At 72.3% G+C, this 25,758-nt stretch carries 27 protein-coding genes and 1 pseudogene; 11 read left to right on the top strand and 17 right to left on the bottom strand.

Features of this window, described 5'->3' with window-relative positions:
* Positions 1 to 82: 82 nt before the first annotated feature.
* Positions 83 to 493 carry a hypothetical protein gene (locus ACZ79I_RS24820; RefSeq protein WP_471499667.1) on the bottom strand — a complete coding sequence of 137 codons (411 nt, stop codon included), beginning with the start codon at positions 491 to 493 and terminating at the stop codon, positions 83 to 85.
* Positions 494 to 621: 128 nt separating this feature from the next.
* Between ACZ79I_RS24820 and ACZ79I_RS24815 the strand changes: the two genes are divergently transcribed.
* A complete protein-coding gene (locus ACZ79I_RS24815) occupies positions 622 to 1,257 on the top strand; it encodes a uridine kinase family protein (protein ID WP_471499666.1) in 636 nt (211 codons plus the stop codon).
* Positions 1,258 to 1,391: 134 nt separating this feature from the next.
* On the opposite strand, the gene ACZ79I_RS24810 is transcribed toward ACZ79I_RS24815, so the two are convergent.
* Positions 1,392 to 2,144: a SigE family RNA polymerase sigma factor gene (locus ACZ79I_RS24810; RefSeq protein WP_471499665.1), complete on the bottom strand. Its 753-nt coding sequence runs from the start codon at positions 2,142 to 2,144 to the stop codon at positions 1,392 to 1,394.
* Between the two features lie 312 nt (positions 2,145 to 2,456).
* Here ACZ79I_RS24810 and afsQ1 point away from each other — a divergent pair, with 312 nt between their 5' ends.
* The 5 genes from afsQ1 (at position 2,457) to ACZ79I_RS24785 (ending at position 6,467) form a co-directional block, all read left to right on the top strand.
* Positions 2,457 to 3,134, top strand: a complete 678-nt coding sequence (afsQ1, locus tag ACZ79I_RS24805; RefSeq protein ID WP_381089046.1) for a two-component system response regulator AfsQ1 — start codon at positions 2,457 to 2,459, stop codon at positions 3,132 to 3,134.
* Entirely contained in the window at positions 3,131 to 4,828 is a 1,698-nt protein-coding gene (locus ACZ79I_RS24800) for an ATP-binding protein (RefSeq protein ID WP_471499664.1), read from the top strand. The genes afsQ1 and ACZ79I_RS24800 overlap by 4 nt, the downstream gene beginning before the upstream one ends.
* Entirely contained in the window at positions 4,825 to 5,439 is a 615-nt protein-coding gene (locus tag ACZ79I_RS24795) for a hypothetical protein (protein WP_471499663.1), read from the top strand. The genes ACZ79I_RS24800 and ACZ79I_RS24795 overlap by 4 nt, the downstream gene beginning before the upstream one ends.
* Positions 5,440 to 5,553: 114 nt before the next feature.
* Entirely contained in the window at positions 5,554 to 6,105 is a 552-nt protein-coding gene (locus ACZ79I_RS24790) for a VanZ family protein (RefSeq protein ID WP_471499662.1), read from the top strand.
* A gap of 155 nt (positions 6,106 to 6,260) precedes the next feature.
* Positions 6,261 to 6,467 (top strand): PspC domain-containing protein, encoded by a 207-nt coding sequence (locus tag ACZ79I_RS24785; RefSeq protein ID WP_471499661.1) that lies wholly within the window; start codon positions 6,261 to 6,263, stop codon positions 6,465 to 6,467.
* Between the two features lie 81 nt (positions 6,468 to 6,548).
* Here ACZ79I_RS24785 and ACZ79I_RS24780 read toward each other — a convergent pair whose 3' ends face one another.
* The gene (locus tag ACZ79I_RS24780; RefSeq protein ID WP_471499660.1) at positions 6,549 to 6,899 is read right to left on the bottom strand and encodes an ATP-binding protein; all 351 of its coding nucleotides are present in this window, start codon (positions 6,897 to 6,899) and stop codon (positions 6,549 to 6,551) included.
* A gap of 130 nt (positions 6,900 to 7,029) precedes the next feature.
* Positions 7,030 to 8,217 carry an adenosine deaminase gene (locus ACZ79I_RS24775; protein ID WP_471499659.1) on the bottom strand — a complete coding sequence of 396 codons (1,188 nt, stop codon included), beginning with the start codon at positions 8,215 to 8,217 and terminating at the stop codon, positions 7,030 to 7,032.
* Positions 8,218 to 8,330: 113 nt separating this feature from the next.
* On the opposite strand from ACZ79I_RS24775, the gene ACZ79I_RS24770 reads away from it, so the two are divergent.
* Both ACZ79I_RS24770 and ACZ79I_RS24765 read left to right on the top strand, forming a co-directional pair.
* On the top strand, positions 8,331 to 9,092 hold the full coding sequence (locus ACZ79I_RS24770) for an alpha/beta hydrolase family protein (RefSeq protein WP_471499658.1): 762 nt from the start codon (positions 8,331 to 8,333) through the stop codon (positions 9,090 to 9,092).
* Between the two features lie 87 nt (positions 9,093 to 9,179).
* Positions 9,180 to 9,677: an ATP-binding protein gene (locus tag ACZ79I_RS24765; protein WP_471499657.1), complete on the top strand. Its 498-nt coding sequence runs from the start codon at positions 9,180 to 9,182 to the stop codon at positions 9,675 to 9,677.
* A gap of 54 nt (positions 9,678 to 9,731) precedes the next feature.
* Here ACZ79I_RS24765 and ACZ79I_RS24760 read toward each other — a convergent pair whose 3' ends face one another.
* The 5 genes from ACZ79I_RS24760 to ACZ79I_RS24740 form a co-directional block, all read right to left on the bottom strand.
* Complete coding sequence (locus ACZ79I_RS24760) at positions 9,732 to 10,334, bottom strand: hypothetical protein (protein WP_471499656.1); 603 nt, start codon at positions 10,332 to 10,334, stop codon at positions 9,732 to 9,734.
* The gene (locus ACZ79I_RS24755) at positions 10,321 to 11,883 is read right to left on the bottom strand and encodes a substrate-binding and vWA domain-containing protein (protein ID WP_471499655.1); all 1,563 of its coding nucleotides are present in this window, start codon (positions 11,881 to 11,883) and stop codon (positions 10,321 to 10,323) included. Before ACZ79I_RS24755 ends, ACZ79I_RS24760 begins: the two co-directional genes overlap by 14 nt.
* Entirely contained in the window at positions 11,880 to 13,070 is a 1,191-nt protein-coding gene (locus ACZ79I_RS24750; protein WP_471499654.1) for a toxic anion resistance protein, read from the bottom strand. The genes ACZ79I_RS24755 and ACZ79I_RS24750 overlap by 4 nt, the downstream gene beginning before the upstream one ends.
* A 1-nt stretch (position 13,071) precedes the next feature.
* Positions 13,072 to 14,157 (bottom strand): substrate-binding domain-containing protein, encoded by a 1,086-nt coding sequence (locus ACZ79I_RS24745; protein ID WP_471499653.1) that lies wholly within the window; start codon positions 14,155 to 14,157, stop codon positions 13,072 to 13,074.
* Between the two features lie 139 nt (positions 14,158 to 14,296).
* The gene (locus ACZ79I_RS24740; protein ID WP_471499652.1) at positions 14,297 to 15,127 is read right to left on the bottom strand and encodes a helix-turn-helix transcriptional regulator; all 831 of its coding nucleotides are present in this window, start codon (positions 15,125 to 15,127) and stop codon (positions 14,297 to 14,299) included.
* A gap of 101 nt (positions 15,128 to 15,228) precedes the next feature.
* On the opposite strand from ACZ79I_RS24740, the gene ACZ79I_RS24735 reads away from it, so the two are divergent.
* A complete protein-coding gene (locus ACZ79I_RS24735) occupies positions 15,229 to 15,936 on the top strand; it encodes an SDR family NAD(P)-dependent oxidoreductase (RefSeq protein ID WP_471499651.1) in 708 nt (235 codons plus the stop codon).
* A gap of 24 nt (positions 15,937 to 15,960) precedes the next feature.
* Here the strand turns inward: ACZ79I_RS24735 and ACZ79I_RS24730 are convergent, their stop codons facing one another.
* The gene (locus tag ACZ79I_RS24730) at positions 15,961 to 16,914 is read right to left on the bottom strand and encodes a LysR family transcriptional regulator (RefSeq protein ID WP_471499650.1); all 954 of its coding nucleotides are present in this window, start codon (positions 16,912 to 16,914) and stop codon (positions 15,961 to 15,963) included.
* Between the two features lie 62 nt (positions 16,915 to 16,976).
* Between ACZ79I_RS24730 and ACZ79I_RS24725 the strand changes: the two genes are divergently transcribed.
* Complete coding sequence (locus ACZ79I_RS24725) at positions 16,977 to 18,254, top strand: MFS transporter (RefSeq protein WP_471499649.1); 1,278 nt, start codon at positions 16,977 to 16,979, stop codon at positions 18,252 to 18,254.
* Positions 18,255 to 18,415: 161 nt separating this feature from the next.
* The gene (locus tag ACZ79I_RS24720) at positions 18,416 to 19,423 is read left to right on the top strand and encodes a sigma-70 family RNA polymerase sigma factor (protein ID WP_471499648.1); all 1,008 of its coding nucleotides are present in this window, start codon (positions 18,416 to 18,418) and stop codon (positions 19,421 to 19,423) included.
* On the opposite strand, the gene ACZ79I_RS24715 is transcribed toward ACZ79I_RS24720, so the two are convergent.
* The 7 genes and pseudogenes from ACZ79I_RS24715 to ACZ79I_RS24685 all read right to left on the bottom strand — a co-directional run bounded on the left by ACZ79I_RS24715 (position 19,316) and on the right by ACZ79I_RS24685 (position 25,754).
* A complete protein-coding gene (locus tag ACZ79I_RS24715; protein ID WP_471499647.1) occupies positions 19,316 to 19,669 on the bottom strand; it encodes an STAS domain-containing protein in 354 nt (117 codons plus the stop codon). The two genes, ACZ79I_RS24720 and ACZ79I_RS24715, sit on opposite strands and share 108 nt — an antisense overlap.
* Before the next feature lie 55 nt (positions 19,670 to 19,724).
* A pseudogene (locus ACZ79I_RS24710) lies at positions 19,725 to 19,930 on the bottom strand (Uma2 family endonuclease); the annotation flags it as partial.
* A gap of 13 nt (positions 19,931 to 19,943) precedes the next feature.
* Positions 19,944 to 21,227, bottom strand: coding sequence for a thymidine phosphorylase (locus ACZ79I_RS24705; RefSeq protein WP_471499646.1), 1,284 nt, complete (start codon positions 21,225 to 21,227; stop codon positions 19,944 to 19,946).
* Between the two features lie 75 nt (positions 21,228 to 21,302).
* Positions 21,303 to 21,704, bottom strand: coding sequence for a cytidine deaminase (locus ACZ79I_RS24700; protein ID WP_471499645.1), 402 nt, complete (start codon positions 21,702 to 21,704; stop codon positions 21,303 to 21,305).
* On the bottom strand, positions 21,701 to 22,963 hold the full coding sequence (locus tag ACZ79I_RS24695) for an ABC transporter permease (RefSeq protein ID WP_471499644.1): 1,263 nt from the start codon (positions 22,961 to 22,963) through the stop codon (positions 21,701 to 21,703). The genes ACZ79I_RS24700 and ACZ79I_RS24695 overlap by 4 nt, the downstream gene beginning before the upstream one ends.
* Positions 22,963 to 24,093 carry an ABC transporter permease gene (locus tag ACZ79I_RS24690; protein WP_471499643.1) on the bottom strand — a complete coding sequence of 377 codons (1,131 nt, stop codon included), beginning with the start codon at positions 24,091 to 24,093 and terminating at the stop codon, positions 22,963 to 22,965. The genes ACZ79I_RS24695 and ACZ79I_RS24690 overlap by 1 nt, the downstream gene beginning before the upstream one ends.
* Entirely contained in the window at positions 24,090 to 25,754 is a 1,665-nt protein-coding gene (locus ACZ79I_RS24685; RefSeq protein ID WP_471505198.1) for an ABC transporter ATP-binding protein, read from the bottom strand. Before ACZ79I_RS24685 ends, ACZ79I_RS24690 begins: the two co-directional genes overlap by 4 nt.
* Positions 25,755 to 25,758 lie beyond the last annotated feature (4 nt).

Genomic DNA, 25,758 nt, shown 5'->3' with positions numbered 1-25,758 from the left:
GACGGCTGAAGCGGGTCACCGGCCGGAACGGTCACCAGCCGCAACGAGTCACCGGCCGGGCGGATCGCTGGCGGTCGGAAGGTCAGCGCAGCGCTCCGAGCGCCTGGCCGACCACCGGCACGCCGCCGAGCGACCGTGCCTGCGCCACCGGCCGGGTCAGTGCCTGCGACGACAGCGGCTTGAAGTCGGCCAGCCGGGTGGCGACCCCGTTGTCGAGCGGGTCCGTGCCCGTGCCCGCCAGCGGGTTGGGCTTGAGGTCCGCGAGCGGCCCGGTGACGTATCCCAGGCTCCCCCTCAGCACCTGCAGCCCCTCGTGCGGGTCGACCGTGCCGAGCGAGACGGAGCGGGCGCGCATCGCGTCGACGACCGGCGCACCGTCCACGGGTGTCGCGGATGCCGCGGCCGCGCCCGTGCCCAGTGCGGCACCCGCGGTCACGAGGACGACGAGGGCGCGCGGGGCGGTGGTGGTGCGGGGGGAGGCGTGTCGTGCCATGGCTGCTGCCACCTTCTTGCTGCGAAGCGTCATCATGTCGACACGAAGGGTAGTTGACCTGTGATGTGGGCTCCAAGGCCGACCCGCGGGCTCGGCACGGGGCGCGCGATGCGTCAGACTGGTCTCTCGTGAATCCCCGTCCCCCGGTCTCCGCCCGCGTCGTGCTGCTGTGCGGCCCCTCAGGCTCCGGCAAGTCCCTCGTCGCCGCCCGCTCCGGCCTGCCCGTGCTGCGGCTCGACGACTTCTACAAGGAGGGCGACGACCCGACCCTGCCGCTGGTGGAAGGGAGTTCGGACATCGACTGGGACCATCCGCGGTCGTGGGACGCCGACGTCGCCGTCGCGGCCATCGCCGCCCTGTGCGCCACCGGCCGTACGACGGTGCCCGTGTACGACATCGCGCTCAGCGCGCGGACGGACGAGGAGACGCTGCACATCGGCCGGACGCCGGTGTTCGTCGCGGAGGGCGTCTTCGCCGCCGAGATCGTGGGGCGCTGCCGTGAACTGGGTGTCCTCGCCGACGCGTTGTGCCTGAGCCGCGGGCCGCTCACCACGTTCCGCCGGCGCTTCGTGCGCGACCTCCGGGAGGGCCGCAAGTCGGTCCCGTTCCTGCTGCGCCGCGGCTGGCGGCTGATGCGCGCGGAGCGGTCGATCGTCGCCCGGCAGACGGCCCTGGGCGCGTACGCCTGCGACCGGGAGGAGGCGCTGGGCCGGCTGGCCGCGGCGGCCGCGGGCCGGCACGTCTCGGTGAGGACGGCGGCGTAGAGCCACGAGAAGCGGGACTGGACGGACCCCCCGGCCTTCCAGTCCCGCTCTCTTGTGCTCCCCCGTTGTCCCCCGAGTCCCCCGTGGTCCCCCGACCCCGTTGTCCCCCGTGTCCCCCGTGTCCCCCCGATCCCTCAGGCGACCAGCTCCCCGAAGGACTCCTCCTCGTCACGGCCGAAGCTGAGGACCTCGTCCTCGCGCAGCCGGCGGAGGGACCGCCAGATGCTGGACTTCACCGTGCCGACACTGATGCCGAGGATCTCCGCGATCTCCGGGTCCGTACGGCCCTCGTAGTAGCGCAGGACCAGCATGGTGCGCTGGAGTTCGGGCAGCCTGGCGAGCGCCTGCCACAGGACGGCGCGCAGTTCGGTGCCGCGCATCGCGTCCGTGTCGCCGGCGGTCTCCGGCAGTTCCTCGGTCGGGTACTCGTTCAGCTTGCGGCGGCGCCACGCGCTGATGTGCAGGTTGGTCATCGTCCGCCGCAGGTATCCCCCCACGGCGGCCTTGTCGCTGATCCGGTCCCAGGCCCGGTAGGTCGAGAACAGCGCGCTCTGCAGCAGGTCCTCGGCCTCGAACCGGTCGCCGGTCAGGTGATAGGCGGTTGCGTACAGGGAGGCGCGGCGCTCCTCGACGTAGGCGGTGAACTCCGCCTCCGCCGCGGAACGGCGCTCCCCCGATCCCTCCCCGTACGCGGCTCCCCCGTGAGCTTCCCCCGCCGTGCCGCCCCCCGTGTGCGCGTCAACCACCGTCATGTACACGGTGTGCTGACGCCCGGTGCCGCGAGCGCACCCCCGCCCGCTCACGGCACCGGACTTCTCGGTGGTCCGGGTGACGTCGTGCAGACGCGTGACAACTGCGCTCGTGCTGGTGCTGTGCAGCGTGTTCATCTCGCGCCCCCCGTCGTGGAGTCCCGGTCGTCGTGCGGTCGTGCCGTGCCGTGCGGTCGTGCCGTGTTCGGTGCGGCTCCGCTCCGCTCGGCCCTGCTTGTGCGGAAAAGCTTGCCGGGGCGACTTCATGACCGTGTCCGCCGACTGTCACAGACCTGTCACAGGGGTCCCGCACGCCGGCACGACGGGCCGGTGACGGAGCAGAGTCGTACGGCTACGCAGGCACGCGGACGGGGGCCTCGGCGTGGGCGAGATGTGAGGGAGCGCTCCAACAGTCGAAAGACGACCCTGGCATGGGCCAGAATGGCCCCCGTGCCTTCCCTGTTGCTGATCGAGGACGACGACGCCATCCGAACGGCCCTGGAGCTCTCACTGACGCGCCAGGGACACCGTGTGGCCACCGCTGCCACCGGCGAGGACGGTCTCAAGCTGCTGCGCGAGCAACGGCCGGATCTGATCGTGCTGGACGTGATGCTGCCCGGCATCGACGGGTTCGAGGTGTGCCGGCGCATCCGGCGCACCGACCAGTTGCCGATCATCCTGCTCACGGCGCGCAGCGACGACATCGACGTCGTGGTGGGGCTGGAGTCCGGCGCCGACGACTACGTGGTCAAGCCCGTGCAGGGGCGGGTGCTCGACGCCCGGATCCGGGCCGTGCTGCGGCGCGGCGAGCGTGAGGCCAGCGACTCGGCGACGTACGGCAGCCTCGTCATCGACCGGGCGGCGATGACGGTCACCAAGAACGGCGAGGATCTGCAGCTCACCCCGACCGAGCTGCGGTTGCTGCTGGAGCTGAGCCGGCGGCCCGGACAGGCGCTGTCCCGGCAGCAGTTGCTGCGGCTGGTGTGGGAGCACGACTACCTCGGCGACTCGCGGCTCGTCGACGCGTGCGTCCAGCGGCTGCGTGCCAAGGTCGAGGACGTGCCCTCGTCCCCCACGCTGATCCGCACGGTCCGTGGGGTCGGATACCGACTGGACGCTCCTCAGTGACCGATTCTCCAGGGGGACTCCGCGGCTGGGCCGCGGCACGCAGAACCGTACTGTCACGTCTCCGCTTCACAAGTCTGCGTCTGCGCCTGGTCGTGGTGTTCGGGCTCGTCGCCCTGACCGCCGCCGTGTCGGCGTCCGGCATCGCGTACTGGCTCAACCGCGAGGCCGTGCTCACCCGCACCCAGGACGCGGTGCTGCGCGACTTCCAGCAGGAGATGCAGAACCGGGCCAGTTCCCTGCCGATGCATCCCACTCAGGACGAACTGCAGTACACCGCCGGGCAGATGGCGAGCAGCAGCCAGCGCTTCAGCGTGCTCCTGGTCGCGCAGGACGAACACGGCCGGACCGTCGTCGGCAACTCCGACCTGGACACCTTCACACTGGAGGACGTGCCGAAGTCCCTGCAGCGGGCGGTGAACAGGCAGCAGCCGGTGTCGTCGGCCAACAAGTACCCCTACCACCTGTACTGGCAGCGGATCGTCGACGGCGACAAGCCGTACCTGGTGGGCGGGGCGAGGGTGATCGGCGGCGGACCGACGGGCTACATGCTCAAGTCGCTGGAGCCGGAGGCGAAGGACCTCAACTCGCTGGCGTGGTCGCTCGGCATCGCCACCGGACTGGCGCTGATCGGCTCGGCACTGCTCGCGCAGGCCGCCGCAACGACCGTGCTCAAGCCGGTGCACCGCCTCGGCATCGCGGCCCGGCGCCTGGGCGAGGGCAAGCTGGACACCCGGCTGCGGGTGTCCGGCACGGACGAACTGGCCGAGCTGTCCAGGACGTTCAACCGCGCCGCCGAGTCCCTGGAGAAGACGGTCGCGGACATGAGCGCCCGCGATGAGGCGTCCCGCCGCTTCGTCGCCGACATGTCCCACGAGCTGCGTACACCCCTCACGGCGATCACGGCCGTCACGGAGGTGCTGGAGGAGGAGCTGGACGCGGAGACGGGCGGCATCGACCCGATGATCGAACCCGCCGTCCGGCTCGTGGTCAGTGAGACCCGGCGGCTGAACGACCTGGTCGAGAACCTGATGGAGGTCACCCGCTTCGACGCGGGCACGGCCCGGCTGGTCCTGGACGACGTCGACATCGCCGACCAGATCACCGCGTGCATCGACGCCCGCGCCTGGCTGGACGCCGTCGAGCTGGACGCCGAGCGCGGCATCATGGCCCATCTGGACCCGCGCCGCCTCGATGTGATCCTCGCCAATCTGATCGGCAACGCGCTCAAGCACGGCGGTTCGCCGGTACGGGTGTCCGTGCGCGAGGAGGGCGAGGAGCTGGTGATCAAGGTGCGCGACCACGGTCCCGGCATCCCCGAGGACGTACTGCCGCACGTCTTCGACCGCTTCTACAAGGCGAGCGCCTCGCGCCCGCGCTCCGAGGGCAGCGGCCTCGGCCTGTCCATCGCGATGGAGAACGCCCACATCCACGGCGGCGCGATCACGGCCGCCAACGCGCCAGAGGGGGGCGCGGTGTTCACGCTGCGGCTGCCTCGTGACGCCTCGCCGCTGATCGAGGACGAGACGCGGAACGGGAGCAGCAACGGGAACGGGGGCATGGGCGGGAACGCCACCGGGAGCGGGAAGCCGAGCGGGGACGGGAAGACGAGCAGGACCGGGAAGACGGGCAGCGACGGGAAGCCGAGCGGGGACGGGAACACGGACCGGAACGGCGCCGAGGAGAACGCCCGATGAGCATACGAGGCGGACGTCCCTGGCTCGCCCTTCCGCTGCTGGCCGCGCTGCTGGCCGGCTGCGGCATCCGTCCCACCCAGGTGCCGACGGACTTCGGCCCTGCCCCGTCCCGGGTGCCGTGCACCCTGTCCGGCGCCGACCTGTCCACGCAGGCGGGCCCCGGCATCCCCGTCCAGGTCTTCCTCCTGTGCGCCTCGCAGCTGGTGCCGGTGGACCGTTCCGTGCGCATCCCGGACGGCACCGCCGAGGCCGAGCGCCGGGTGCTGGTGGCGCAGGGGCTGCTGAACGAGCTCGCCGCGAAACCCTCGGCCGCCGAGAAGCAGGCGGGTTACAGCACGGCCGTGGCCGGCGGTCTGAAGGTGACCGGCCCGCGCGACGGTGACCCTGAAAGCACCTTCCGGCTCGGCGCCCGCCCTCAGGACCTCACCCCGTACACCCTGGCGCAGATCGTCTGCACCTTCGCGGACTCGGAGGCGACCGCCGACGACGACGGGAGCGTCGTGCTCGGCGGCCCGGACGGGCGACCGGTGCGCCGCTACCAGTGCACGACCGCGGTGCGCTCCCGCCCGGGCACGGAGACGCCGCCGTCCAGCGACGTGCTGGGGGCCTGAACCGGCGCGGGAGCGGCGTCCGCGGCGGCACACGCGCCCCGCGCGCCGCCGCGCCCCTCATACTCCCGGGCGTATGGCGGAACCGATCCCACCGGGACCCGCGTCTTGGGGGGCGTGCAGCGTCAAGGCTCAAACGGCGGCAGCGCCGTGAACCGCGTCCGTGTGGCAGGGGGTGTCCTCCTCGTCGCACACCTGGCACTCGTCGCCTGGATCACGCTGCGCCCGCTGGACGTGCCCTGGGTGAGTCCCGCCAACCTGCGTCCGCTCGCCGGCATCAGAGCCGATCTCGCGCTGGGCTGGCCCGAGGGCGCCCGCCGCATCGGGAACGGGCTGGCGCTGCTCGCGCCGCTCGGGGTGCTGCTGCCCATGGCGGGCGGCCGGCTGGTCGTCTCGCCGCTCGCCTCGCTGGCCCGTACCGTCGCCGCGGGCGCCCTGATCTCTCTGGGCATCGAACTGCTGCAGACCGGTGTGCCCGGCCAGGTGGCGGACATCGACGCGATCCTGCTCAACACGGCGGGGGTGGCACTGGCCCATCTCCTCGTGGTTCCCGCGGCCCGGGTCCGGCTCCGCCGCCGGGCGGAGTCCCGGCACCGGGCCGCCCTCCCCCGGGAGGAGCCGGCTCAGGGGCGGACCCCGACGATTCCCAGGGTCGGGATAGCCCCGTAGAGCGACGCTTCGTCCGCTTCGTCCGCGTAGCGTGGAACACGCCGGAACGTCGGGGCGCCGGAACAGCGGCGGCACCGGGCACCGGCATCGAGACCGGCCGGACTACCGGCAGCCGCCGGGAGCCGGCCCCCACCACGGTTCGCGAAGGAGCCACCATGACCGCCCTTGCCCGGCCCACCCACGGACGGATGATCGGCGGAGTGTGCGCAGCGCTGGCACGGCGCTTCGGCACCTCCGCGACCACGATGCGCGTCATCTTCCTGCTGTCGTGCCTGCTCCCGGGCCCACAGTTCCTGCTCTACATAGCGCTGTGGATCCTGCTGCCCTCCGAGGACAAGACGGCGGGCCGCACCGCCTGGTGACGGCCGGCGCCGCGGCGCCGGCACGCACCGACACGTCGATGGGCGCCCCGGGCCGGGGCGCCCATCGGCGTGTCCGGGGCCTCAGCCCAGCGGGAGTCCGTTGACCGGCGCGCCGTGCGTGGGCAGTCCGTGGACCGGCAGCCCGCCGAGGAGCCCGGCGACGGGGGCGGCCGGACCGTCGGCGACGGCCTGCCGGGCGACGGGCCGGGCCGCGGCCACGGTCGCGCCGAGCGCGTTCTGCCCCTGGCCGAGCGCCTCGCCCGCGCCCGGCAGGGTCCTGGCGACGTTGCCGACCGGCAGCGCCTGGGTGACGGTGTCCAGGCCGACGGTGTCCGGCGTGGCCGGGGCGGCACTCGCGACGCCCGCGCCCGCGGCGGCGAAGGCGGCACCCAGGGCGGCGACACCGAGGGTTTTGGCGGCAGACTGCTTCATGGTGAATGCGTCCTTGGATCCGATGACGGGGATGTGAGCGGTCCAAAACCGTAAACGCGCGGAAGCGGGCTCCGCAAACATCGGGATACGGCCGGTTTCCCGCTCACCGGCCGCCCGGAAAACGGTCCCGTCAACCGTCGGACGCCAGGGAACCCCTGGTGGAGGCGGTCTGCTGGAACAGCCATTCGGACTTCAATTCCGCATAGCCGGGCTTGACGACGTCGTTGATCATCGCCAGCCGTTCATCGAAAGGAATGAATGCTGACTTCATAGCATTGACGGAGAACCATTGGAGATCATCGAGCGTGTAACCGAAAGCATCGACCAGGTGGTCGAATTCCCGGCTCATGCTCGTCCCCGACATCAGGCGGTTGTCCGTGTTCACCGTGGCACGGAAGTGCAGCCGGCGCAGCAGCCCGATCGGGTGGTCGGCGTACGAGTCCGCCGCCCCGGTCTGCAGATTGGAGCTGGGGCACAGCTCCAGGGGGATGCGCTTGTCGCGCACGTAGGACGCGAGACGCCCGAGCTTGACCGTGCCGTCGTCGAGGACCTGGATGTCGTCGATGATGCGCACCCCGTGCCCGAGCCGGTCGGCGCCGCACCACTGCAGGGCCTGCCAGATGGACGGCAGCCCGAACGCCTCGCCGGCGTGGATGGTGAAGTGGTTGTTCTCGCGCTTGAGGTACTCGAAGGCGTCCAGGTGCCGGGTGGGCGGGTAGCCGGCCTCGGCGCCGGCGATGTCGAAGCCCACCACGCCCAGGTCCCGGTACCTGTTGGCCAGTTCCGCGATCTCCAGGGCGCGGGCCGCGTGCCGCATGGCGGTGAGCAGCGCGCCGACACGGATGCGGCGGCCGCCTCGGCGGGCGCGCAGCTCGCCCTCGCGGAAGCCCTCGTTGACGGCCTCGACCACCTCTTCGAGGCTGAGCCCGCCCGCGAGGTGCTGCTCGGGGGCGTATCGCACCTCGGCGTAGACCACCCCGTCCTCGGCGAGGTCCTCGGCGCACTCGGCGGCCACGCGCACGAGCGCCTCGCGGGTCTGCATCACGCCGACGGTGTGGGAGAAGGTCTCCAGGTACCGCTCCAGCGAACCGGAGTCGGCGGCCTCGCGGAACCAGACTCCGAGCTTGTCCGGGTCGGTCTCGGGGAGGGGCGGGACGGGGGTGCCTCCCGCGCCGTCGAGGCGGTGGGGGGCGGTCTCGTGGGCGAGTTCCACGATCGTGCCCGGGCGCAGGCCCCCGTCCAGGTGGTCGTGCAGCAGGACCTTGGGCGCGCGGCGGATCTGATCCCAGCTCGGGGTGATCTGGTGCTGGTTCTTCATTTCCGCACCATAGCCCCTACGCGCGTAGAGTCGGGGAGGCCGCGAGACGTCGATATCCAACGGTGACCCACGGGGCGGGTTTCGTCCACCGCCGTGTCTGACACTGTTCTTTCATGGCACACCAAGCTACGCCGGTTCGCAGGGCCCGGCTGGGGAGGCCGCTCGGCCCGGAACCGATGGCGGTGAGCGGCGCGGTGCTGCTGCTCCCCGGCGGCGACGAGACCTCCGCCCGCAGACCGTCCCCCCTGCTGGCGGCCGCCTCCGTCCGCGGGCTCGGCCGCCGGCTGGCGCGCGCGGGCCGCGGTGAGGGTCTGGTCACCCACGTGGTGCACTACCGCTACCGGGGCTGGAACGGCAGCGAGGCGCATCTGGCACAGGACGCCACGTGGGCCGCCGACGAGGTCGTACGACGCTACGGAGACGTACCGGTCTGCCTCGTCGGCGTGGGCATGGGCGGCCGGGCGGCGCTGCACGCGGGCGGGCACACCGCCGTCGCCGCCGTGCTCGCGCTGGCCCCCTGGCTGCCCGAGGAGGACATGGCGGCGGCACCCGAACCGGTGAAGCAGCTCACCGGCCGGCGGGTGCTGATCGTGCACGGCACGCACGACGAACGGACGGACCCGGAGCTGTCGTTCCGGCTTGCGCAGCGGGCGAAGAAGGCCAACCGCGATGTCTGCCGCTTCGAAGTGCACGCCGACGGCCACGGGTTGCACCAGTACCGCTCCGAAGTGCTCGCGCTGGCCGAGGACTTCGTGATGGGCACGCTGCTCGGCCGGTCCTTCTCCCGCCCCCTCCAGGACGCCCTGGCGGCACCGCCGCCGCTGGGGCTGCGGATGCCGCTGGCGGCGGGGTTCGGGCGGTCCCTGCGGAGATGACGGGGAACTCCGGCGGTGACAGGCGTCATCCGTCTGCGAGAGCATGGCCGTGACGGTGTGCCGGTCCGTTGACGGAGGTGCGAGCACGTGGCGGGTGGGGGCCCTTCGCGGCAGGAACTGATCCGGCGGTGGCGGCAGGGCGGGTTCGTGGGGCGTCAGGGCGAACTGACCGCCTTCCGGGACGCCCTGAGGCGATCGCCGGAGGAGACGCCGCAGTTCGTCTTCCACATCCACGGCCAGGCGGGGGTCGGCAAGTCCACCCTGGTGCGGCAGTTGGAGAGCGCTGCCCGTGAGGCGGAGGCGCTCACGGCGTACGCCGACGAGTCGGTGGCCGACGGGAACCTCTTCCTCGCCCACTGCGTGACGCCCCACTGGGACAAGGCCGAGCAGTGCCTGACGGAGTTCCTGGCCGGCAGCCCGGCCCCCGGGCAGATCGCCGAACTCCGCATTGCCACACAGAGCCTGACCCGGATCGCCCCCTCGGGAGCGGCGAGAACGACCTCCTTCTGCCGTCGGCTGGAGCATGCGGCCGGTGCGTTTGCGGGCGGCACCGGCGTCACGGCCGGCCTGAGGCCGGACAGGTGAACGGGCGGCCGCGCTCCGCTTCGCCCGGCCGCCGCACGATCCGAGCCGGGCGGCTCACTTCGAGCGGTCCTCCAGGTACCTCGTGTGGGTCTCCTGGCGGCGTGCCTCGGTGTCCCGCAGGTCCGAGGCCAGCCGGCCCGCCTCCTCGTGGAGGAGTTCCAGCTGCCGTTCGAGATGGCGCACCGGCGGTTCCTGCCCCGGCGTCAGCCGGCTCCACCAGCGGGTCCGTACGAATGTGTCGACGGCCTCCGGGATGTCCTGCCGGACAGCCCGCGAGAGTGCGTGCACGCCTTCGGGATGCCGTGCGAGGGCCTCGGCGACCCAGCCCGGATCCAGCAACGCGCCCAGCAGCCCGGTCAGTTCGGTGAGCCTGCCGGAGGCGGCGGGCGGCAGTTCGACGTCCGCCAGATAGCCGCGCAGTGCCTCGAAGTCGGCGCGCAGCGCGTCCAGTTGCGCGGAGGGGCCGGGGAACTCCGGGGGCGCCGGACGCTCCGGCGGTGCGATCAGCGCCCCGGCACCGTAGAGGCCGGCGACCACGACGGGCCAGTACACGCCCGCGAGGCCCGTGAAGGTGAGTGCGAGACCGGCGAGTCCGCAGGCGCTCCCGGCGAGGTTCTTCCGGGACTCGACGTAGCGCAGGAGCCTACTGGTAGCCACGGATCTCCTCGAAGGCTCCGTCGAGCGAGCCCTTCCGGGCGTCGAAGAGGCGGCCGCCGGTCAGTTCGGCGATGTGCTCCAGCTCCGCCCGGTCGGAGTCGCCGAAGAGGACGGGGAACACCGGGATGTCGCGCCGGTGGCCGCTCAGCCGGCGGTGGAAGGCGTCGAAGTCGCCGGCCTTGGCGCCGGTGGTGTTCTCGCCGTCCGTCATCAGCACGATCGACGTGAAGGTGTCGCGGTCGGTACCCAGGTGCTCGTACGCCTTCTCCAGGGAGGTGTAGACGGCCGTCTCGCCGTCGGCCTCCAGCGCCCGGGTGTCCGCGCGGATGGCGTCCAGCCCCCGCTGCGGATCCGAGGGGTCGACGACATGGGTCCGTACGCTCTTCACGTCCGACCCGAACGGCATCAGCGTGACCTCCTCACGGTCGCGGAAGCGGCCGGTGAGGTCCGTCAGCGCCTTCTTCAGCCGGGCGAGGCGGTCGCCCTCCATCGAGCCGGAGGTGTCGAGGACGTAGACCGTGCGGGAGGGCCGGCGCAGGGTGTTCTCGTACGCGTCGAGGAGCCGGTCGGCGACCGACCGGGTGCCCGGGAAGGGGAGTTCGCGCCGTAGGCCGGTGTCCAGTCCCGCGCCCGGCGGTACGGACGCGACCACCGGACGGCGGTGCGTGCGGTCGGTGATCAGCCGCTGCACGGCCGGGGTGCGCAGGGCGTCGGCGAGACGGCGGACCTCGTCGCGGGTGCCGGGGCTCGTCGACGCCAGGGAGGACAGCGGGTAGTCGGCGGTGACCACGCCGTCGCGGGGGCGGATCACGGTCAGGCCGGGGATGCCCGTGAGGACGGACTCGTAGTTGAGCAGGGCGTCGACGTTGCCGCGGCGGGCGTAGGCGGAGGCCAGCCAGCCGGACGAACCCGACGTCAGCCTCTGCCCCTTGAAGAACTCCTTCAGCCGCGGGGTGGCGCGGGCGACGTCCGCGTCGGTGAGGGCGGACTGGGCGCCGGACAGGCCGGAGGTGACGGAGATCAGCGTGGAGAAGCCCGAGTTGGAGCGGGCCGGGTCGGTCATGCCGTACGTCAGCCTGCCCTCCCGCACTGCCTGCCCGATCTGCGACCACGTCACCTGGTCGGGCTTCCAGTGCAGTGCGCTCACCGTCTTCGGCCTGACGCCCATGGCGACGGGGCTGGACATGACCGGTGTCTCGGAGACGACCTTCCTCGCGGCCTCGGGGCGCAGCCGGAGGTAGTCGTCGGAGGACAGCCACAGGGCGTCGTACGCGCCGTCCACCGTGCCCTTGGCGAGCAGGTCCACGGCGTCGAGGGTGCCCATGTAGGTGGGGCGGACCGTGATTCCGGTGGACGCGCGGACCCGGTCCAGGACCGGGCCCATGTCACTGAGTTCGCTGGAGGCCAGGATGCGGAGGGTGCCGGGCCGGGGCCCGCCGTCGTCCGCCTGCTTCTCCCGCTGCTGCCCCGTGCAGGCCGTCAGCAGGACGGCGAGGGCGGCGGCCGCGGCGAGGGCGGCGTGCGCGGTGTCGCGTCGTCCGCGTCTCATGCGATCCCTCCCTCCAGCGCCGCCTGCGACCGGCTCCGCTCCAGGTGGGCGCTCGCCTGCCGCAGTTCCGTCGTCAGCGACTCCACCGTGGCCGCCATCGTCTCGGTCGCCTGGGCCTTGTACGTGTCGATGGCGTCGAGGGTGCGGTAGATCTGCTGGAAGGCCGCGCGGAGCGTCTCCGCGCCGACCGCGGGGTCGGCGGCGATGCGCTGGATCTCGCCGCTCTGTGTGGCGAGCATCTCGGCGTTGCCGCGGATCAGGTCCTCGGTGGTACCGCGCAGGGCGTTCACCTGGTCCACGACCTTGCGCTGGTTGTCGAGGGCCGAGGCCAGCATCACGGAGATCCGCAGGGCGGAGACGGTGGTGGTGGCCGCGCGGTCGACGCCCTTGATCAGCTCGTCGTTGTTGCGCCGGACCACGTCCATGGCGAGGTAGCCCTGTGCGCACACCGCCAGTTGGGTCAGCAGGTCCTGGTGCTTCTGGCGCACGGGGAAGAGCACGTCGGCGCGGAGGGTGTCGGCCTGCGCGGGGTCGGTGGTCTCGACGCCGGCGATGTGCTGCTCCACGGCCGCGTCCAGGGCCTCGGTGAGCACGACGTGCTCCTGCAGCGTGCCCATGGTCTCCCACAGGCGGACGCGTTCGGTCTGCAGGGCGGCGTTGTCGCGGCGCAGTTCGTCCTGGCCGCCGCGCAGGGATCCCACGATCCTGTTCAGGGTCCCCTGCGCGGAGGCGTACTTGGCGACGTGGTCGCGCAGCTTGTTGCCGCCGGGGAGCCTGGAGAGGAACCTGCGTCCCCTGGCCGCCGGAAGGTCGCGCGGGTCCAGGTCCTCCACCACCCGCCGCAGTTCGACGAGCGAGCCGCCGACCCTGGCCCCGGCGTCCTCGCCCTTGCCGGGAAGGCTGCGCAGGGTGCGCTCCAGCATCCGGTTGGACTGGGCGGCGGCGGTGCGCATGTCGCTCGCGCCGAGTGCGGTGATCTCCCCGATCCGGCCGGCGAACTCGGGGGAGCGGGCGTCGAGGGCGGCGAGCCCCTCGACGTAGGCAGCGGCCTTCCGGGTCATGTCGGCGCGCGCGGAGTCGTCGAGCGGCACGAGCCCGCCGGCCTTCTCCCGCGGCACGGGTGCGACGGGCTCGGGTGGGGTGAGGGTGAAGGTGCCGTCGCCGGCGTCGTTGTCGGTACCGGTCATGTCAGTTTCCCCCCTGGTTCCGGGCCCGGCGCGCCATCTCGTGCAGCACCGCGGAGGTGGGCACGGGCGCCTGCCGGACGCCGGTCAGCTTCTGGTTGAGGTACGAGGTGTAGGCGGCGGTGGCCTTCGTGAACTCGGCGGTGTCGCCCTGCGGCCGGAATCCGTGCCGGACGGCGAGCCTGCGCAACGCCGGGTCGGAGGCGAGGAGTTCGCCGAGATCGCGGCCCGCCCGGGTGAGGGGTACCACGGTGTGGTCGCTGGTGGCCGTGGTGTCCGGGTAGAGGACGGTGAGGTCGTCCACGCCCCGGCCGTCGTGGAGGAGGGCGGCCACCTGGGACTCGTAGACGAGGACGAGGGGATTGCCCGCGCCGCTGACGAAGTCGCGGAACGCCGCGTCCGAGCTGGGCTGCTGGGCGCCCTGGACGCTGATCAGTTTGCGCATGAGGGGCGCGGTGCGGTCGATGCCGGCGTCGTCGGCCGCGACGCGGCCGCCTCCCGCCACATAGCTGGCGGCGGCCAGGTAGAGGGCACCGGAGTTGGAGGTCTCCGGATCGGTGGTGGCGATGTAGAGGGTGCCGGTCAGCTCGGTGTGGGCGCTCGCCCCCTTGAGCTGCTGCCAGGTGCGGTCGTGGCGGGCCGCGTCGAGGTAGGCGGCCATGCGGAGGGTGCCGCGACCGCGGTCCAGGGTGGCCAGCCCGTTCGCGGCGAGCACCTGGGCGGCGCTGCGGTGCGCCACAACGACCAGGGGCGAGTAGAAGGGCCGCGGCAGGGGCTGCCGAACGTGGTACGTGCCGGCGAGCGCGTCGGCGGGGGCCTGGCTGGAGGGGAAGGCGAAGTCGTAGCCCTTGAGGGAGAGTTGCTCCATGGCCCAGGAGCCGGATGTCTCGGTCTTGACGGTGTAGCCCTTGGCGGCGAGGGCCTTCACCACGGCGGGATCGGCGAAGAACTCCGCCTTCTCCGATCCGATCACTCCTCGCACGGTCTTCGTTGCCGTGCCCGTGTCCCGCTCTCCACGGCCCGCTACGACGGCTGCCACCACGCCGCCGATCAGCAGCACCGCGAGGACGATTCCTGCGATACGTTTCACGCCGGGAGCGTGCTCCCGGAACCCAACGTTCCTGCCGGTTCCGGGTGAACACCGGATGACGGGCCGTTCCCGGTATGCAACGGGAACGGGGGTCTCCGGTTAGGAGGAGGAGGAGGCCGGGTCGCGGCCGGCGGACCGGCTAGCCGGCGAGTGTCTGGGTGCCCAGGACGGCGAGGAGCGCGAGGCGTTCGGCGTCCTCGGTGCCGGGCTCGGCCGTGTAGACGACGATGCGCAGGTCGCTGCCCGCGACGCTGAGCACGTCGCAGTCCAGCGTCACGGTACCCACCTGTGGATGGTCGACGGTCTTGCGTGACGCCTCGTACCGGGCCATGGCCCCGGAGTCCCACAGCTCGGCGAACCGCTCGCTGTTCGCGCGCAGTTCCGCGATCAGGCGCCGCAGCCTCCGGTCCGCCGGATAGCGGCCGGCGGCCGCGCGCAACGCGCCGACCTGCGTGGTCTCCAGCGCCCGCCGGGACTGCGGTGTGTAGCGGACTCGGGTGCCCGAGCCGAGGAAGTTCCGCCACACCGCGTTGCGGTCCTTGCCGTGCCACTCTCCCATCAACGCCGTGTACAGCGGATTGGCCAGCAACAGCGTCCAGGCCGCGTCGGAGACCGCCACGGGCGTCCCGGTCAGCCGGTCCAGCATCCGGTGCACGCTCGGCGTGATGTACGCGGGCACGGTGCCCCGCCCCGGTGGAACGAGCCCGGCTGCACGGAACAGATGCTCGCGCTCGGCCGGGGACAGGCGCAGCGCCCGGCCGAGGGCCTCGACGACCTGTTGCGACGGGTGGGCCGCCCGCCCCTGTTCCAGGCGGGTCACGTAATCGACCGAGATCCCGGCCAGCAGGGCCAGTTCCTCGCGGCGCAGCCCGGCCGAGCGCCGTCGCCCGCCCGTGGGCAGCCCGGCCGCCTCCGGGGACATACGGTCGCGCCAGCGCCGCACCGCGCGCCCGAACTCCGTGCCCGCCATGCCACCACTGTGCACCAGGACGCTCGGGTCTTCCTGGTACTGGCAGTCCCAGGAAGGAGGGACGCCTGGCTGACCGCGCGCCCCCACCCCACCGTGGAGGCATGACCACCACACTGATCACCGGAGCGAACAAGGGTCTCGGCTTCGAGACCGCCCGTCGGCTCGTCGCCGCGGGCCACACCGTCTGGATCGGCAGCCGCGACGCCGGACGCGGCCGACGGGCCGCCGAGCGGCTGGGCGCGCGTGCCGTGCGGCTCGACGTCACCGACGACGCGTCCGTCGCGGCAGCGGCCGAGGCCGTCGAAGCCGAAGGCGGCCTGGACGTACTGGTCAACAACGCCGGCATCGAGGTCCGCGACGCGGACAACGGCGTGCCCGGCGCGGAGGAGGTGACCGCCGGCCAGATGCGACAGGTCTTCGAGACGAACGTCTTCGGCGCCGTCCGCGTCACCCACGCGTTCCTCCCGCTGCTGCGGCGTTCCACCGCGCCCGTCGTGGTCAACGTCAGCAGCGGCCTGGCCTCCCTGACCCGGGTCGGCACCCCGGGCACCCCGGCGTACGCCTACCCGGGGGTGGCCTACCCGGCGTCGAAGACCGCGCTCAACATGGTCACCCTGCAGTACGCGAAGGCGTTCCCGGGCATGCGGATCAACGCGGTGGAGCCCGGCTTCACCAGGACCGACCTGAACGGCAACACCGGCATCCAGACCGTGGAACAGGGCGCCGAGATCATCGTGCGCATGGCGCGGGTGGGCCCCGACGGGCCCACGGGGGGCTACTTCGACGCGGAGGGCGCCCTTCCCTGGTAGCCGCAACCCGTGGCGGGGCGGCGGTCATTCGGGGAGCAGCCGTCCCCTCCGGGACAGCAGGAACCTCTTGAATGCCGCCACCGGCGGCGTGTCCACATGGCCCGCCGGCCACGCGACCCCGATCTCCCGCACCGCCCGCGGAGCGGTGACCGTCAGTTCCACGACTCCGGGGCGCGGTACGGCCGGCGGCGGCAGCAGGGCCACGCCGAGGCCGGCCGCCACCAGCCCGCGCAGGGTCTCCGCCTCCTCGCCCTCGAAGGCGACGCGCGGCGTGAACCCGGCCTGGCGGCACAGGTCGTCGGTGATGCGGCGCATTCCGTAGCCGGGCTCCAGGGTCACGAAGGTCTCGTCGGCGGCTTCGGCGAGGCGGACGCGTCTGCGGCCCGCGAGCCGGTGGTCGGCGGGCACGACGAGCCGTAGCTTCTGCTCGTCGAGCCGGCGGCCGACGAGGTCGGGGGCGTCGGGCACCGGCGAGGTCAGGCACAGGTCGAGTTCCCCGGCCCGCAACCGCTCCAGCATCGCCTCGCCGTGGTTCTGGACGAGGCTGAAGCGGACGCGCGGGTGGTCGGCGCGGAAGGCGTGGAGCAGGCCGGGCACGGTCTCGGCGCCCATCGTGTGCAGGAATCCGAAGGCGACCTTGCCCGCGGCCGGGTCGGCGTCCGCGCGCACCTCCTCGGCGGCCCGCCCGATCTCGGCGAGGGCACGCTCCACGGAGGTGAGGAACGTACGGCCGGCGGGGGTGAGCGAGACCGTGCGGCCGCGGCGGGCGAACAGCTCGACGCCGAGGTCCTGTTCGAGCCGGACGAGCGCGCGGGACAGGGTGGACTGCGGGACCTGCATCTCCTGCGCGGCACGCGTGACGTGTTCGGTACGGGCGACACCGGCGAAGTACGCCAGGCGCGGCGCGAGCACCGTGACGATGTCTTCTGTGTCACCGGACTGCGACAGGCCCGCGGCCGACCTCTGCTGATGCACCATGGGAACGATTATGGGGTTTCTGTGCATTGGACGGATGAATGGCGGCTCCGTACGGTCGAAGCATGCCTTCCGCCGATACCGGGGCGTCCACCACCGTGGGCGCCGATGCCGTCACCGTCCCCGCCGCCGCTCCCGACTCCCGGATGGCTCCCGGGGGCCCCGGCTACCGCCGGATGAGCCTCGCCCTCTTCCTCGCGGGCGTCGCGACCTTCGCCCTCCTCTACTCGACGCAGGCCCTGCTGCCGCTCGTCTCCCGTGACTTCGCGGCGACGGCCGGCGCGGCGAGCTGGACGGTGTCGGCCGCCACCGGCGGCCTCGCCCTGTTCGTCCTGCCCATGAGCGCGCTCTCCGAGCGGTTCGGACGGCGTACCGTGATGACGGCGTCGCTGGCGGTCGCGGTCACCGTCGGGCTGCTGGTGCCCTTCGCCCCGTCGCTGGGCGCGCTGGTCGTGCTGCGGGCCGTCCAGGGGGCGGCCCTGGCCGGGCTGCCGGCGTCGGCGACCGCGTATCTGGCCGAGGAGGTCCGCCCCAGGGCCCTGATCACCGCGATCGGCCTGTTCGTCGCCGGCAACAGCGTCGGCGGCATGAGCGGCCGGATCATCAGCGGCTGGGTCGCGCAGGAGTGGGGCTGGCGGGTCGCCGTGGGCACCATCGGTGTGATCGCGGTCGGCTGCGCGGTCGCCTTCCGGCTGCTGCTCCCGGCGCCGCGGCACTTCAGGGCGGGATCGCTGCGCCCGCGCGTGCTGGCCCGCACGGTCCGCGACCACCTCTCCAACCCGCTGCTGGGCCGGCTGTACGCGATCGGCGCGCTGTTCATGACGGTGTTCGGCGGTGTCTACACGGTGATCGGCTACCGCCTGACGGAGGAGCCCTTCGGGCTGCCGCAGGGCGTCGTCGGCTCGGTCTTCCTGGTGTACCTGGTGGGGACGGCGGCGGCGTCGGCCGCGGGCCGGCTGGTGGGCCGCCTGGGCCGCCGCGGGGCGCTCTATCTGGCGGGCGGCACGACGACCGCGGGCCTGCTGCTGTCCCTGGCCCCGTCGCTGCCGCCGGTGCTGCTGGGCCTGGTCCTGATCACGGCGGGGTTCTTCGCGGGCCACGCGGTGGCGTCGTCGGCGGTCAGCCACACGGCGAAGCGGGGCCGCGCGCAGGCCGCCGCCCTCTACCAGTCGGCGTACTACGTCGGCTCCAGCACCGGCAGCGCCGTCGGTGCGGTGGCCTTCCACGCGGGCGGCTGGGGAGGGACGGTGGGCATGGGCCTGCTGGCGGTGCTCGGCGTCGTGACGGTCACGCTGGCCGGGTCGCGGGCGGCCCGGGCCGCCCGGCGGCCACTGGCGGCCTGAGCCCCGGGCGCCTCCCTCCGGCCTGAGCCGATCGTGCCACGCCTGCTCTGACCTGGCCCTTCGCACACGCGGGGGCCATTGTCAGTGGCCTGCGGTAGCTTCCGAAGGTGTTGGGGCGCGACGGCGCGCACCACGGGAACGGCCACAGGGGTGGGTGGACCATGGGTGACGGCACGGCGACGGCGGACGACCTCGACGTCCGGCTGGAGAAGCACCGGGTGGAGCTGACGGGGTACTGCTACCGCATGCTCGGCTCCGCCTTCGAGGCCGAGGACGCGGTCCAGGACACGATGGTCCGCGCCTGGCGGAGCTACGAGAAGTTCGAGGGCCGCTCGTCCCTGCGCTCATGGCTGTACCGGATCGCGACGAACGTCTGCCTGGACATGCTGAGCGCGGGCAACAAGCGCGCCCGCCCCATGGACCTGACCGACTCCACCCCGCTGGCCCGCGCCGCCCTCTCCCCGCGCCCGGAGGAGACCTGGCTGGAGCCGATGCCGGACGCCCGGGCGCTGCCGGCGGTCAGCGACCCTGCGGAGGCCGCGGTGGCGAAGGAATCGGTGCGGCTCGCGTTCATGGCGGCCCTGCAGCAACTGCCGCCCAGGCAGCGCGCGGTGCTCATCCTGCGCGAGGTGCTCGCCTGGCGGGCGAGCGAGGTCGCGGAGCTGCTCGGCACCTCGGTCGCGTCGGTCAACAGCGCGCTGCAGCGGGCCCGGGCGACGCTCGCGGAGAAGGGCGGGGAGGGCGCCGACGCGTCCGTCTCGGCCCCTCTCGACGAGGAGCAGCGCAGACTCCTGGAGCGCTATGTGGCGGCCTTCGAGGGGTACGACATGACGGCGCTGACGGCCCTGCTGCACGAGGACGCGGTGATGACGATGCCGCCGTTCGACCTGTGGCTGCGCGGCACGCCGGACATCACCGGTTTCATGACCACGCTCGGCTCCGCCTGCGCGGGCTCGCGGCTGGTGCCGGTCGCGGCCAACGGCCTGCCGGGGTTCGCCCAGTACAAGCCGGACCCCGACACGGGAGGCTTCACGGCCTGGGCGATCCAGGTCCTGGAGATATCAGACGGCCGGCTCACCGGGCTCCACTGCTTCCTCGACACCGAGCGCTGGTTCCCGCTGTTCGGGCTCCCCCTCCACCTCGAAAGGGAGGCCGACGAGATCGAGTAACGCCCGCAGCGCGGGCGCCGGGCCGCGCAGCCGGATGCGCCCTCCCGCCCGCCGGGCGGCCAGCTGCAGCCGGGCCAGCGCGTCCACGGCCGCGAGTCCCGGCGGACCCAGCGCCGAGGCATCGCACACCACGACCCCGGCGCCGGTCGACACCAGCAGCGCTCGCACGTCCGCGCACAGCGCCGCCACCTCGTCACGGCCGACGGAGGGGGGCAGGGCCAGCACGGCGGGTGTCGTCGCGTCCATGGAGGGGGGACCGGGCGGGGCCACCCAACTCATCGGCTGCGGCTCGCGTGAGTCCCTACCCGACTGGGAATTCGCTGGTGTCGAGGGAGAGGTCGAAGGGTGGGGCAGCTTGATGGCCTCGCCGGACTCGGCCTCGGCCAGGACCTGGTAGACATCGCCCTTGGGCTCGCCGTACAGCGTCGCCGTGGGACCGCCGGAGGCCCAGCGGTCGACGAGGAGGTACAGGGGGATGCCCGCGGTCGCGTAGGCGGCGGGCTTGTTGGGAATCCCCAGGTCAGGCGATACGTTCCAGCACCACCGGCGACGGCGTGACGGCCGTGCCCGGGGCCGCGATGTCGTACGCGCCCTCGATCGCCTCCAGCGCGTAGGCGAAGCGCTCCGGGGTGTCCGTGTGCAGGGTGAGCAGGGGCCGGCCCGCCGTCACCGGGTCGCCGGGCTTGGCGTGCATCTCGATGCCCGCCGCCGCCTGCACCGGGTCCTCCTTGCGGGCGCGGCCGGCGCCGAGGCGCCAGGCGGCGACGCCGATGGCGTACGCGTCCAGGCGGGTCAGCACGCCCGACGACGGCGCCGTGATCACGTGCTGCTCGCGGGAGGTGGGCAGCGGCGCGTCCGGGTCGCCGTCCTGGGCGCGGATCATGCGGCGCCAGACGTCCATCGCGGAGCCGTCGGCCAGGGCCTTCGCCGGGTCCGCGTCCTTCAGTCCGGCCGCGTCCAGCATCTCCCGCGCCAGCGCCAGGGTCAGGTCCACGACGTCCGTCGGGCCGCCGCCCGCCAGGACCTCCACGGACTCGCGCACCTCCAGCGCGTTGCCCGCCGTCAGGCCGAGCGGAGTCGACATGTCCGTCAGCAGCGCGACCGTCCGCACTCCGTGGTCCGTGCCCAGACCCACCATCGTCCGCGCCAGTTCGCGGGCGTCCTGAAGGGTCTTCATGAAGGCGCCGCTGCCCACCTTCACGTCGAGGACCAGGGAGCCGGTCCCCTCCGCGATCTTCTTCGACATGATCGAGGAGGCGATCAGCGGGATCGCCTCGACCGTCCCGGTGACGTCGCGCAGCGCGTACAGCTTCCTGTCCGCAGGCGCCAGGCCGTCGCCCGCCGCGCAGATCACCGCGCCCGTCGTGTCGAGGACGTGCAGCATCTCCTCGTTCGACAGCAGGGCGCGCCAGCCCGGGATCGACTCCAGCTTGTCCAGGGTGCCGCCGGTGTGGCCGAGGCCGCGGCCCGAGAGCTGCGGCACCGCGGCGCCGCAGGCGGCGACCAGCGGTGCCAGCGGCAGCGTGATCTTGTCGCCGACGCCGCCCGTGGAGTGCTTGTCGGCGGTCGGGCGGGACAGGGACGAGAAGTCCATGCGCTCGCCGGAGGCGATCATCGCCGCGGTCCAGCGGGCGATCTCGCGGCGGTTCATGCCGTTGAGCAGGATGGCCATCGCGAGCGCGGACATCTGCTCGTCGGCGACCTCGCCGCGCGTGTACGCGTCGATGACCCAGTCGATCTGCTCGTCGCTCAGCTCACCGCGGTCCCGCTTGGTGCGGATGACGGAGACGGCGTCCATGGCCATGGCTTCCTTCCGGAGGTGCAAGGGTGCGCGGCCCCCCTGAGCCGTGGCGGACGACTCGGCGGGGCCGCACGGGAGTCACGTGGTGAGGTGGTCCGGACCGAAGGGCTGCGGCAGCATCGCGGAGAGCGGCACGATCCCGGCCGGTGTCTCCAGCAGCAGGTCGGGGCCGCCGAACTCGTACAGCAGCTGACGGCAGCGACCGCACGGGACGAGGATGTCCCCGTTGCCGTCCACGCACGTGAAGTGCGTCAGCCGGCCGCCCCCGGTGTTCTGCAACTGGGAGACCAGCCCGCACTCGGCGCACAGGCTGATGCCGTACGAGGCGTTCTCGACGTTGCAGCCGGTGACGGTGCGCCCGTCGTCGACCAGGGCCGCGACGCCGACCGGGTAGCCCGAGTAGGGGGCGTAGGCGCGGGACATCGCAGCGCGCGCCTCCTCCCGCAGGGCCGCCCAGTCGACCGTCGCGGGCCCGGTCACTTGCCCTGTCCCTTCCGGTACGGCAGGCCGTCCGCCTTCGGCATCCGCAGATGCTGCGCGGACAGCGAGAGCACCAGCAGCGTGACGAGGTACGGGGTGGCGGACACGAGCTGCTTCGGGACCTCGTTGGTGTCGACGTACCAGAGGAACATCAGGGCCGAGACCACGGCCGTGATCACGGCGGGGACGTACTTCCTGCGCCACACGAGGTACACGGCGCCGACCACCAGCAGGATCGCGAGCAGCAGGATCAGGGCGTGGACGTTGGTGGTGCCGCCGCGCAGGTTCAGGCTGTCGGTGTAGCCGAACAGGCCCGCGCCGAGGGCGAGTCCGCCCGGCATCCAGTTGCCGAAGATCATCGCGGCCAGACCGATGTAGCCGCGGCCGGCCGTCTGGCCGTCCAGGTACACGTTGGACGCCACGATCGACAGGAAGGCCCCGCCCAGACCGGCGAAACCACCGGAGATGATCACGGCGAGGTACTTGTACTTGTAGACGTTGACGCCCAGCGACTCCGCCGCCACCGGGTTCTCGCCGCAGGAGCGCAGCCGCAGGCCGAAGGCGGTGCGCCACAGCACCCACCAGGAGACCGGGACGAGGGCGACCGCGACGACGGTGAGCGGTGACAGGTCGGTGACCAGGCCGCCGATCAGGCCGGCGAGGTCCGAGACCAGGAACCAGTGCTTCTGGTTGAGCGTGTCCATCGCGCTGGACAGGCCGGGGATGTCGAAACTGCCCAGCGACTCGATCGGCGGGGACTGCTTGGAGGAGCCCTGCGGCACGTCGTCGAAGGTGAACTTCGACAGATAGCGGGTGGCGCCGAGGGCCAGGATGTTGAGGGCCACACCGGAGACGATGTGGTTCACGTTGAAGGTGATGGTGGCGACGGCGTGCAGGAAGGCGCCCAGCGCGCCGCCGATGATGCCGAAGACGACACCGGTCCAGGGGCCCCACTGGTAGCCCGCCCAGGCGCCGAACCAGGTGCCGAGGATCATCATGCCCTCAAGACCGATGTTGACGACGCCGGAGCGCTCGGACCACAGGCCGCCGAGGCCCGCGAGGCCGATCGGCACGGCCAGCCGCAGGGCGGTGGACATCTGGCCGGTCGAGGTGATGCCGTTGGCCCCGCTGATCATGCGGACCACCGAGGTGAGCACGAGGACGCCCGCGATGACGAGCAGGAGCACGGGGAGCGAGAGGTGGCGGCCGCCCTTGACGGGCTGCTGCGCCTTCGGCTTCGCGACGGTCGCGGTGGTCATCAGGCAGCCACCTCCTTCTGGTGCGAGTTGATGGTGCCGACGGTTTCGGCCGCGAGTTCCGCGCCGACGCGCTTCTGGTGGCGGCGCAGACCCCATTGGCGTACGGCCTCGTACGAGATGACGACCGCGAAGACGATGAGGCCCTGCATGATCGTGGCGATCTCCTTCTCGTACGCCACCGGGGTGGCGTAGTCGAGGGCCGGGGAGGTCTTCTCCAGGAAGGCCCACAGCAGCGCGGCGAGGGCGATGCCGCCCGGGTTGTTGCGGCCGAGCAGGGCGATGCCGATGGCGGTGAAGCCGAGGCCGGCCGGGAAGGTGAGGGCGTAGGTGTGGGCGTCGCCGAGCAGCAGCGGCAGTCCGGAGAGGCCGGCGACGCCGCCGGAGATCAGCATCGCCGTGAGGACCATCTTCCTGGCGTCGACGCCGGAGGCCGCGGCGGCGGTCTCGGAGGCGCCGGTGGCCCGCAGGTCGAAGCCGAAGCGGGTGCGGTTGAGGACGAGCCAGTAGGCGACGCCCAGGGCGGCGGCGAGGAAGACCAGGCCGTAGATCTCGCCGACGTCCGGGCCCAGGTCGATGCCGGGCACCCACCCGGACTTCTTCATCACGCCGGTCGTGTTGTTGTCGCCGACCAGCACACCGAAGTTGTCGGTGAGGGTGAGGTAGCCGATAAGGCTGGTGGCGATCGCGTTGAGCATGATCGTGGCGACCACCTCGCTGACGCCCCGGGTGACCTTCAGGACGCCCGCGATGCCGGACCAGAAGGCGCCGGTGAGGACGCCGACGAGCAGCAGCATCGGGATCTGCAGGAAGGACGGCAGGGCCACGTGCGCGCCGACGATGGCGGTCGTCACGGCCGCCAGGCGGTACTGGCCGTCGACGCCGATGTTGAACAGGTTCATGCGGAAGCCGAGGGCGACCGCGAGCGCGGCGATGTAGTACAGCGACGCCTGGTTGACGATCAGGACCTGGATGTCGGAGTAGGTCACCTGCTCGATCATCAGCCGGTACGGCTCGAACGGGTTCTTGCCGGAGGCGATCAGCACGACCGAGGTGAGCAGGATCGCGGAGACCAGCGCGATGACCGGACCGGCCACCGCGAGCAGTACCCGCTCCTTGTCGAACTTCTTCATCGGGCCTCGTCCTCCGCGGCGGCGTCCGTTGCGTTGTCGGTGGATTCCTCCACGTGTTCCAGGTGGCCCGACACGGCACCCGTCATGGCCGAGCCCAGCTCCTGCGCGGTGATGGTGGCCGGGTCGGCGTCGGCGACCAGCCTGCCGTTGTAGATCACCCGCAGGGTGTCCGAGAGGCCGATCAGCTCGTCCAGGTCGGCGGAGATCAGCAGCACGGCCAGGCCGGCCCGGCGGGCCTCGCGGATCCGGTCCCAGATCTGCGCCTGCGCGCCGACGTCCACACCGCGCGTGGGGTGGGCGGCGATCAGGAACTTCGGGTCGTGGCTCATCTCACGGCCGACGATCAGCTTCTGCTGGTTGCCGCCGGAGAGGGAGGCGGCGGTGACGTCGATGCCGGGTGTGCGCACGTCGAACTCCTCGACGATGCGCCGGGTGTCCTCCTGGGCGCCCTTGGGGTCGAGCCAGAAGCCCTTGGCGTTGGGGCGCTCGGTGACATGGCCGAGGATGCGGTTCTCCCACAGCGGGGACTCCAGGAGCAGCCCCTGGCGCTGACGGTCCTCGGGGATGTAGCCGATGCCCAGTTCACGGAGCCTGCGGGTGCTCCAGCGGGTGACGTCCTGGCCGAGGAAGGTGATGGAGCCGGAGTCGGCCCGCTTGAGCCCGATCAGCGCGGCGATGAGTTCGCTCTGGCCGTTGCCCTCCACGCCGGCGATGCCCAGGACCTCGCCCGCGTGGATGGTGAAGGTGATGTCGTCGAGGACGCGCCGCGTGCCGTCCGCCCCGGCCGTGTCACCCGCGGGCAGACCGGGGCCCGTGGAGGCGGCGGCGCCCGCGGGTTCGGTGAGCCGGTCGGGGACGGCGCCGCCGCCCGCGTGGACGGTGAGTCCCTCGACCCGGATGACGGGCTTGTCGGTGACGGTGGACTCGGCGGTCTCCGGTGTGGGCAGCTCGCTGCCGACCATCAGCTCGGCGAGCTGGCGCGGGGTCGTCTCGGAGGGTACGGCGGTGCCGACCGTCGTACCGCGGCGTATGACGGTGATGTCGTCGGCGACCGACAGGACCTCGCCCAGCTTGTGCGAGATGAAGATGACGGACAGGCCCTCGGCCTTCAGCTCGCGCAGGTTGCGGAAGAGCGCGTCGACCTCCTGCGGGACGAGCACGGCGGTCGGCTCGTCCAGGATCAGGGTCCTGGCGCCGCGGTAGAGGACCTTGAGGATCTCCACGCGCTGGCGGTCGGCGACACCGAGGTCCTCGACCAGGACGTCGGGGCGTACGCCCAGCCCGTACCGGTCGGAGATCTCCTTGATCCTCCTGCGCGCACCGCCGCCGATGCCGTGCAGCTTCTCGCTGCCGAGGACGACGTTCTCCAGCACCGTGAGGTTGTCGGCGAGCATGAAGTGCTGGTGGACCATGCCGATGCCGCGCGCGATGGCGTCGGCGGGGCTGTTGAAGACCACCTGCTCGCCGTCCACGGTGATCGTGCCCTCGTCCGGCTTCTGCATGCCGTAGAGGATCTTCATCAGCGTCGACTTGCCGGCGCCGTTCTCGCCGACGAGGGCGTGCACGGTGCCCTTGCGGACCGCGAGGTCGATGTCGTGGTTGGCGACGACACCGGGGAAGCGCTTGGTGATCCCCGCCAGCTCGACCGCGATCGTCGACAGTGCG

The sequence above is a fragment of the Streptomyces sp. PSU-S4-23 genome (assembly GCF_055632315.1).
This window is presented reverse-complemented; position numbering and strand designations above follow the sequence as displayed.

What these genes read in the sequence shown, in the direction of transcription:
- ACZ79I_RS24750 (WP_471499654.1), bottom strand. Translation starts at nt 13,070, where the DNA reads ATGACCGGTACCGACAACGACGCCGGCGACGGCACCTTCACCCTCACC.
- ACZ79I_RS24740 (WP_471499652.1), bottom strand. Translation starts at nt 15,127, where the DNA reads ATGGCGGGCACGGAGTTCGGGCGCGCGGTGCGGCGCTGGCGCGACCGT.
- ACZ79I_RS24795 (WP_471499663.1), top strand. Translation starts at nt 4,825, where the DNA reads ATGAGCATACGAGGCGGACGTCCCTGGCTCGCCCTTCCGCTGCTGGCC.
- ACZ79I_RS24730 (WP_471499650.1), bottom strand. Translation starts at nt 16,914, where the DNA reads ATGGTGCATCAGCAGAGGTCGGCCGCGGGCCTGTCGCAGTCCGGTGAC.
- ACZ79I_RS24780 (WP_471499660.1), bottom strand. Translation starts at nt 6,899, where the DNA reads ATGAAGCAGTCTGCCGCCAAAACCCTCGGTGTCGCCGCCCTGGGTGCC.
- ACZ79I_RS24735 (WP_471499651.1), top strand. Translation starts at nt 15,229, where the DNA reads ATGACCACCACACTGATCACCGGAGCGAACAAGGGTCTCGGCTTCGAG.
- ACZ79I_RS24705 (WP_471499646.1), bottom strand. Translation starts at nt 21,227, where the DNA reads ATGGCCATGGACGCCGTCTCCGTCATCCGCACCAAGCGGGACCGCGGT.
- ACZ79I_RS24720 (WP_471499648.1), top strand. Translation starts at nt 18,416, where the DNA reads ATGGGTGACGGCACGGCGACGGCGGACGACCTCGACGTCCGGCTGGAG.
- ACZ79I_RS24690 (WP_471499643.1), bottom strand. Translation starts at nt 24,093, where the DNA reads ATGAAGAAGTTCGACAAGGAGCGGGTACTGCTCGCGGTGGCCGGTCCG.
- ACZ79I_RS24755 (WP_471499655.1), bottom strand. Translation starts at nt 11,883, where the DNA reads ATGAGACGCGGACGACGCGACACCGCGCACGCCGCCCTCGCCGCGGCC.
- ACZ79I_RS24725 (WP_471499649.1), top strand. Translation starts at nt 16,977, where the DNA reads ATGCCTTCCGCCGATACCGGGGCGTCCACCACCGTGGGCGCCGATGCC.
- ACZ79I_RS24695 (WP_471499644.1), bottom strand. Translation starts at nt 22,963, where the DNA reads ATGACCACCGCGACCGTCGCGAAGCCGAAGGCGCAGCAGCCCGTCAAG.
- ACZ79I_RS24775 (WP_471499659.1), bottom strand. Translation starts at nt 8,217, where the DNA reads ATGAAGAACCAGCACCAGATCACCCCGAGCTGGGATCAGATCCGCCGC.
- ACZ79I_RS24785 (WP_471499661.1), top strand. Translation starts at nt 6,261, where the DNA reads ATGACCGCCCTTGCCCGGCCCACCCACGGACGGATGATCGGCGGAGTG.
- ACZ79I_RS24770 (WP_471499658.1), top strand. Translation starts at nt 8,331, where the DNA reads ATGGCACACCAAGCTACGCCGGTTCGCAGGGCCCGGCTGGGGAGGCCG.
- ACZ79I_RS24715 (WP_471499647.1), bottom strand. Translation starts at nt 19,669, where the DNA reads ATGGACGCGACGACACCCGCCGTGCTGGCCCTGCCCCCCTCCGTCGGC.
- ACZ79I_RS24810 (WP_471499665.1), bottom strand. Translation starts at nt 2,144, where the DNA reads ATGAACACGCTGCACAGCACCAGCACGAGCGCAGTTGTCACGCGTCTG.
- ACZ79I_RS24820 (WP_471499667.1), bottom strand. Translation starts at nt 493, where the DNA reads ATGGCACGACACGCCTCCCCCCGCACCACCACCGCCCCGCGCGCCCTC.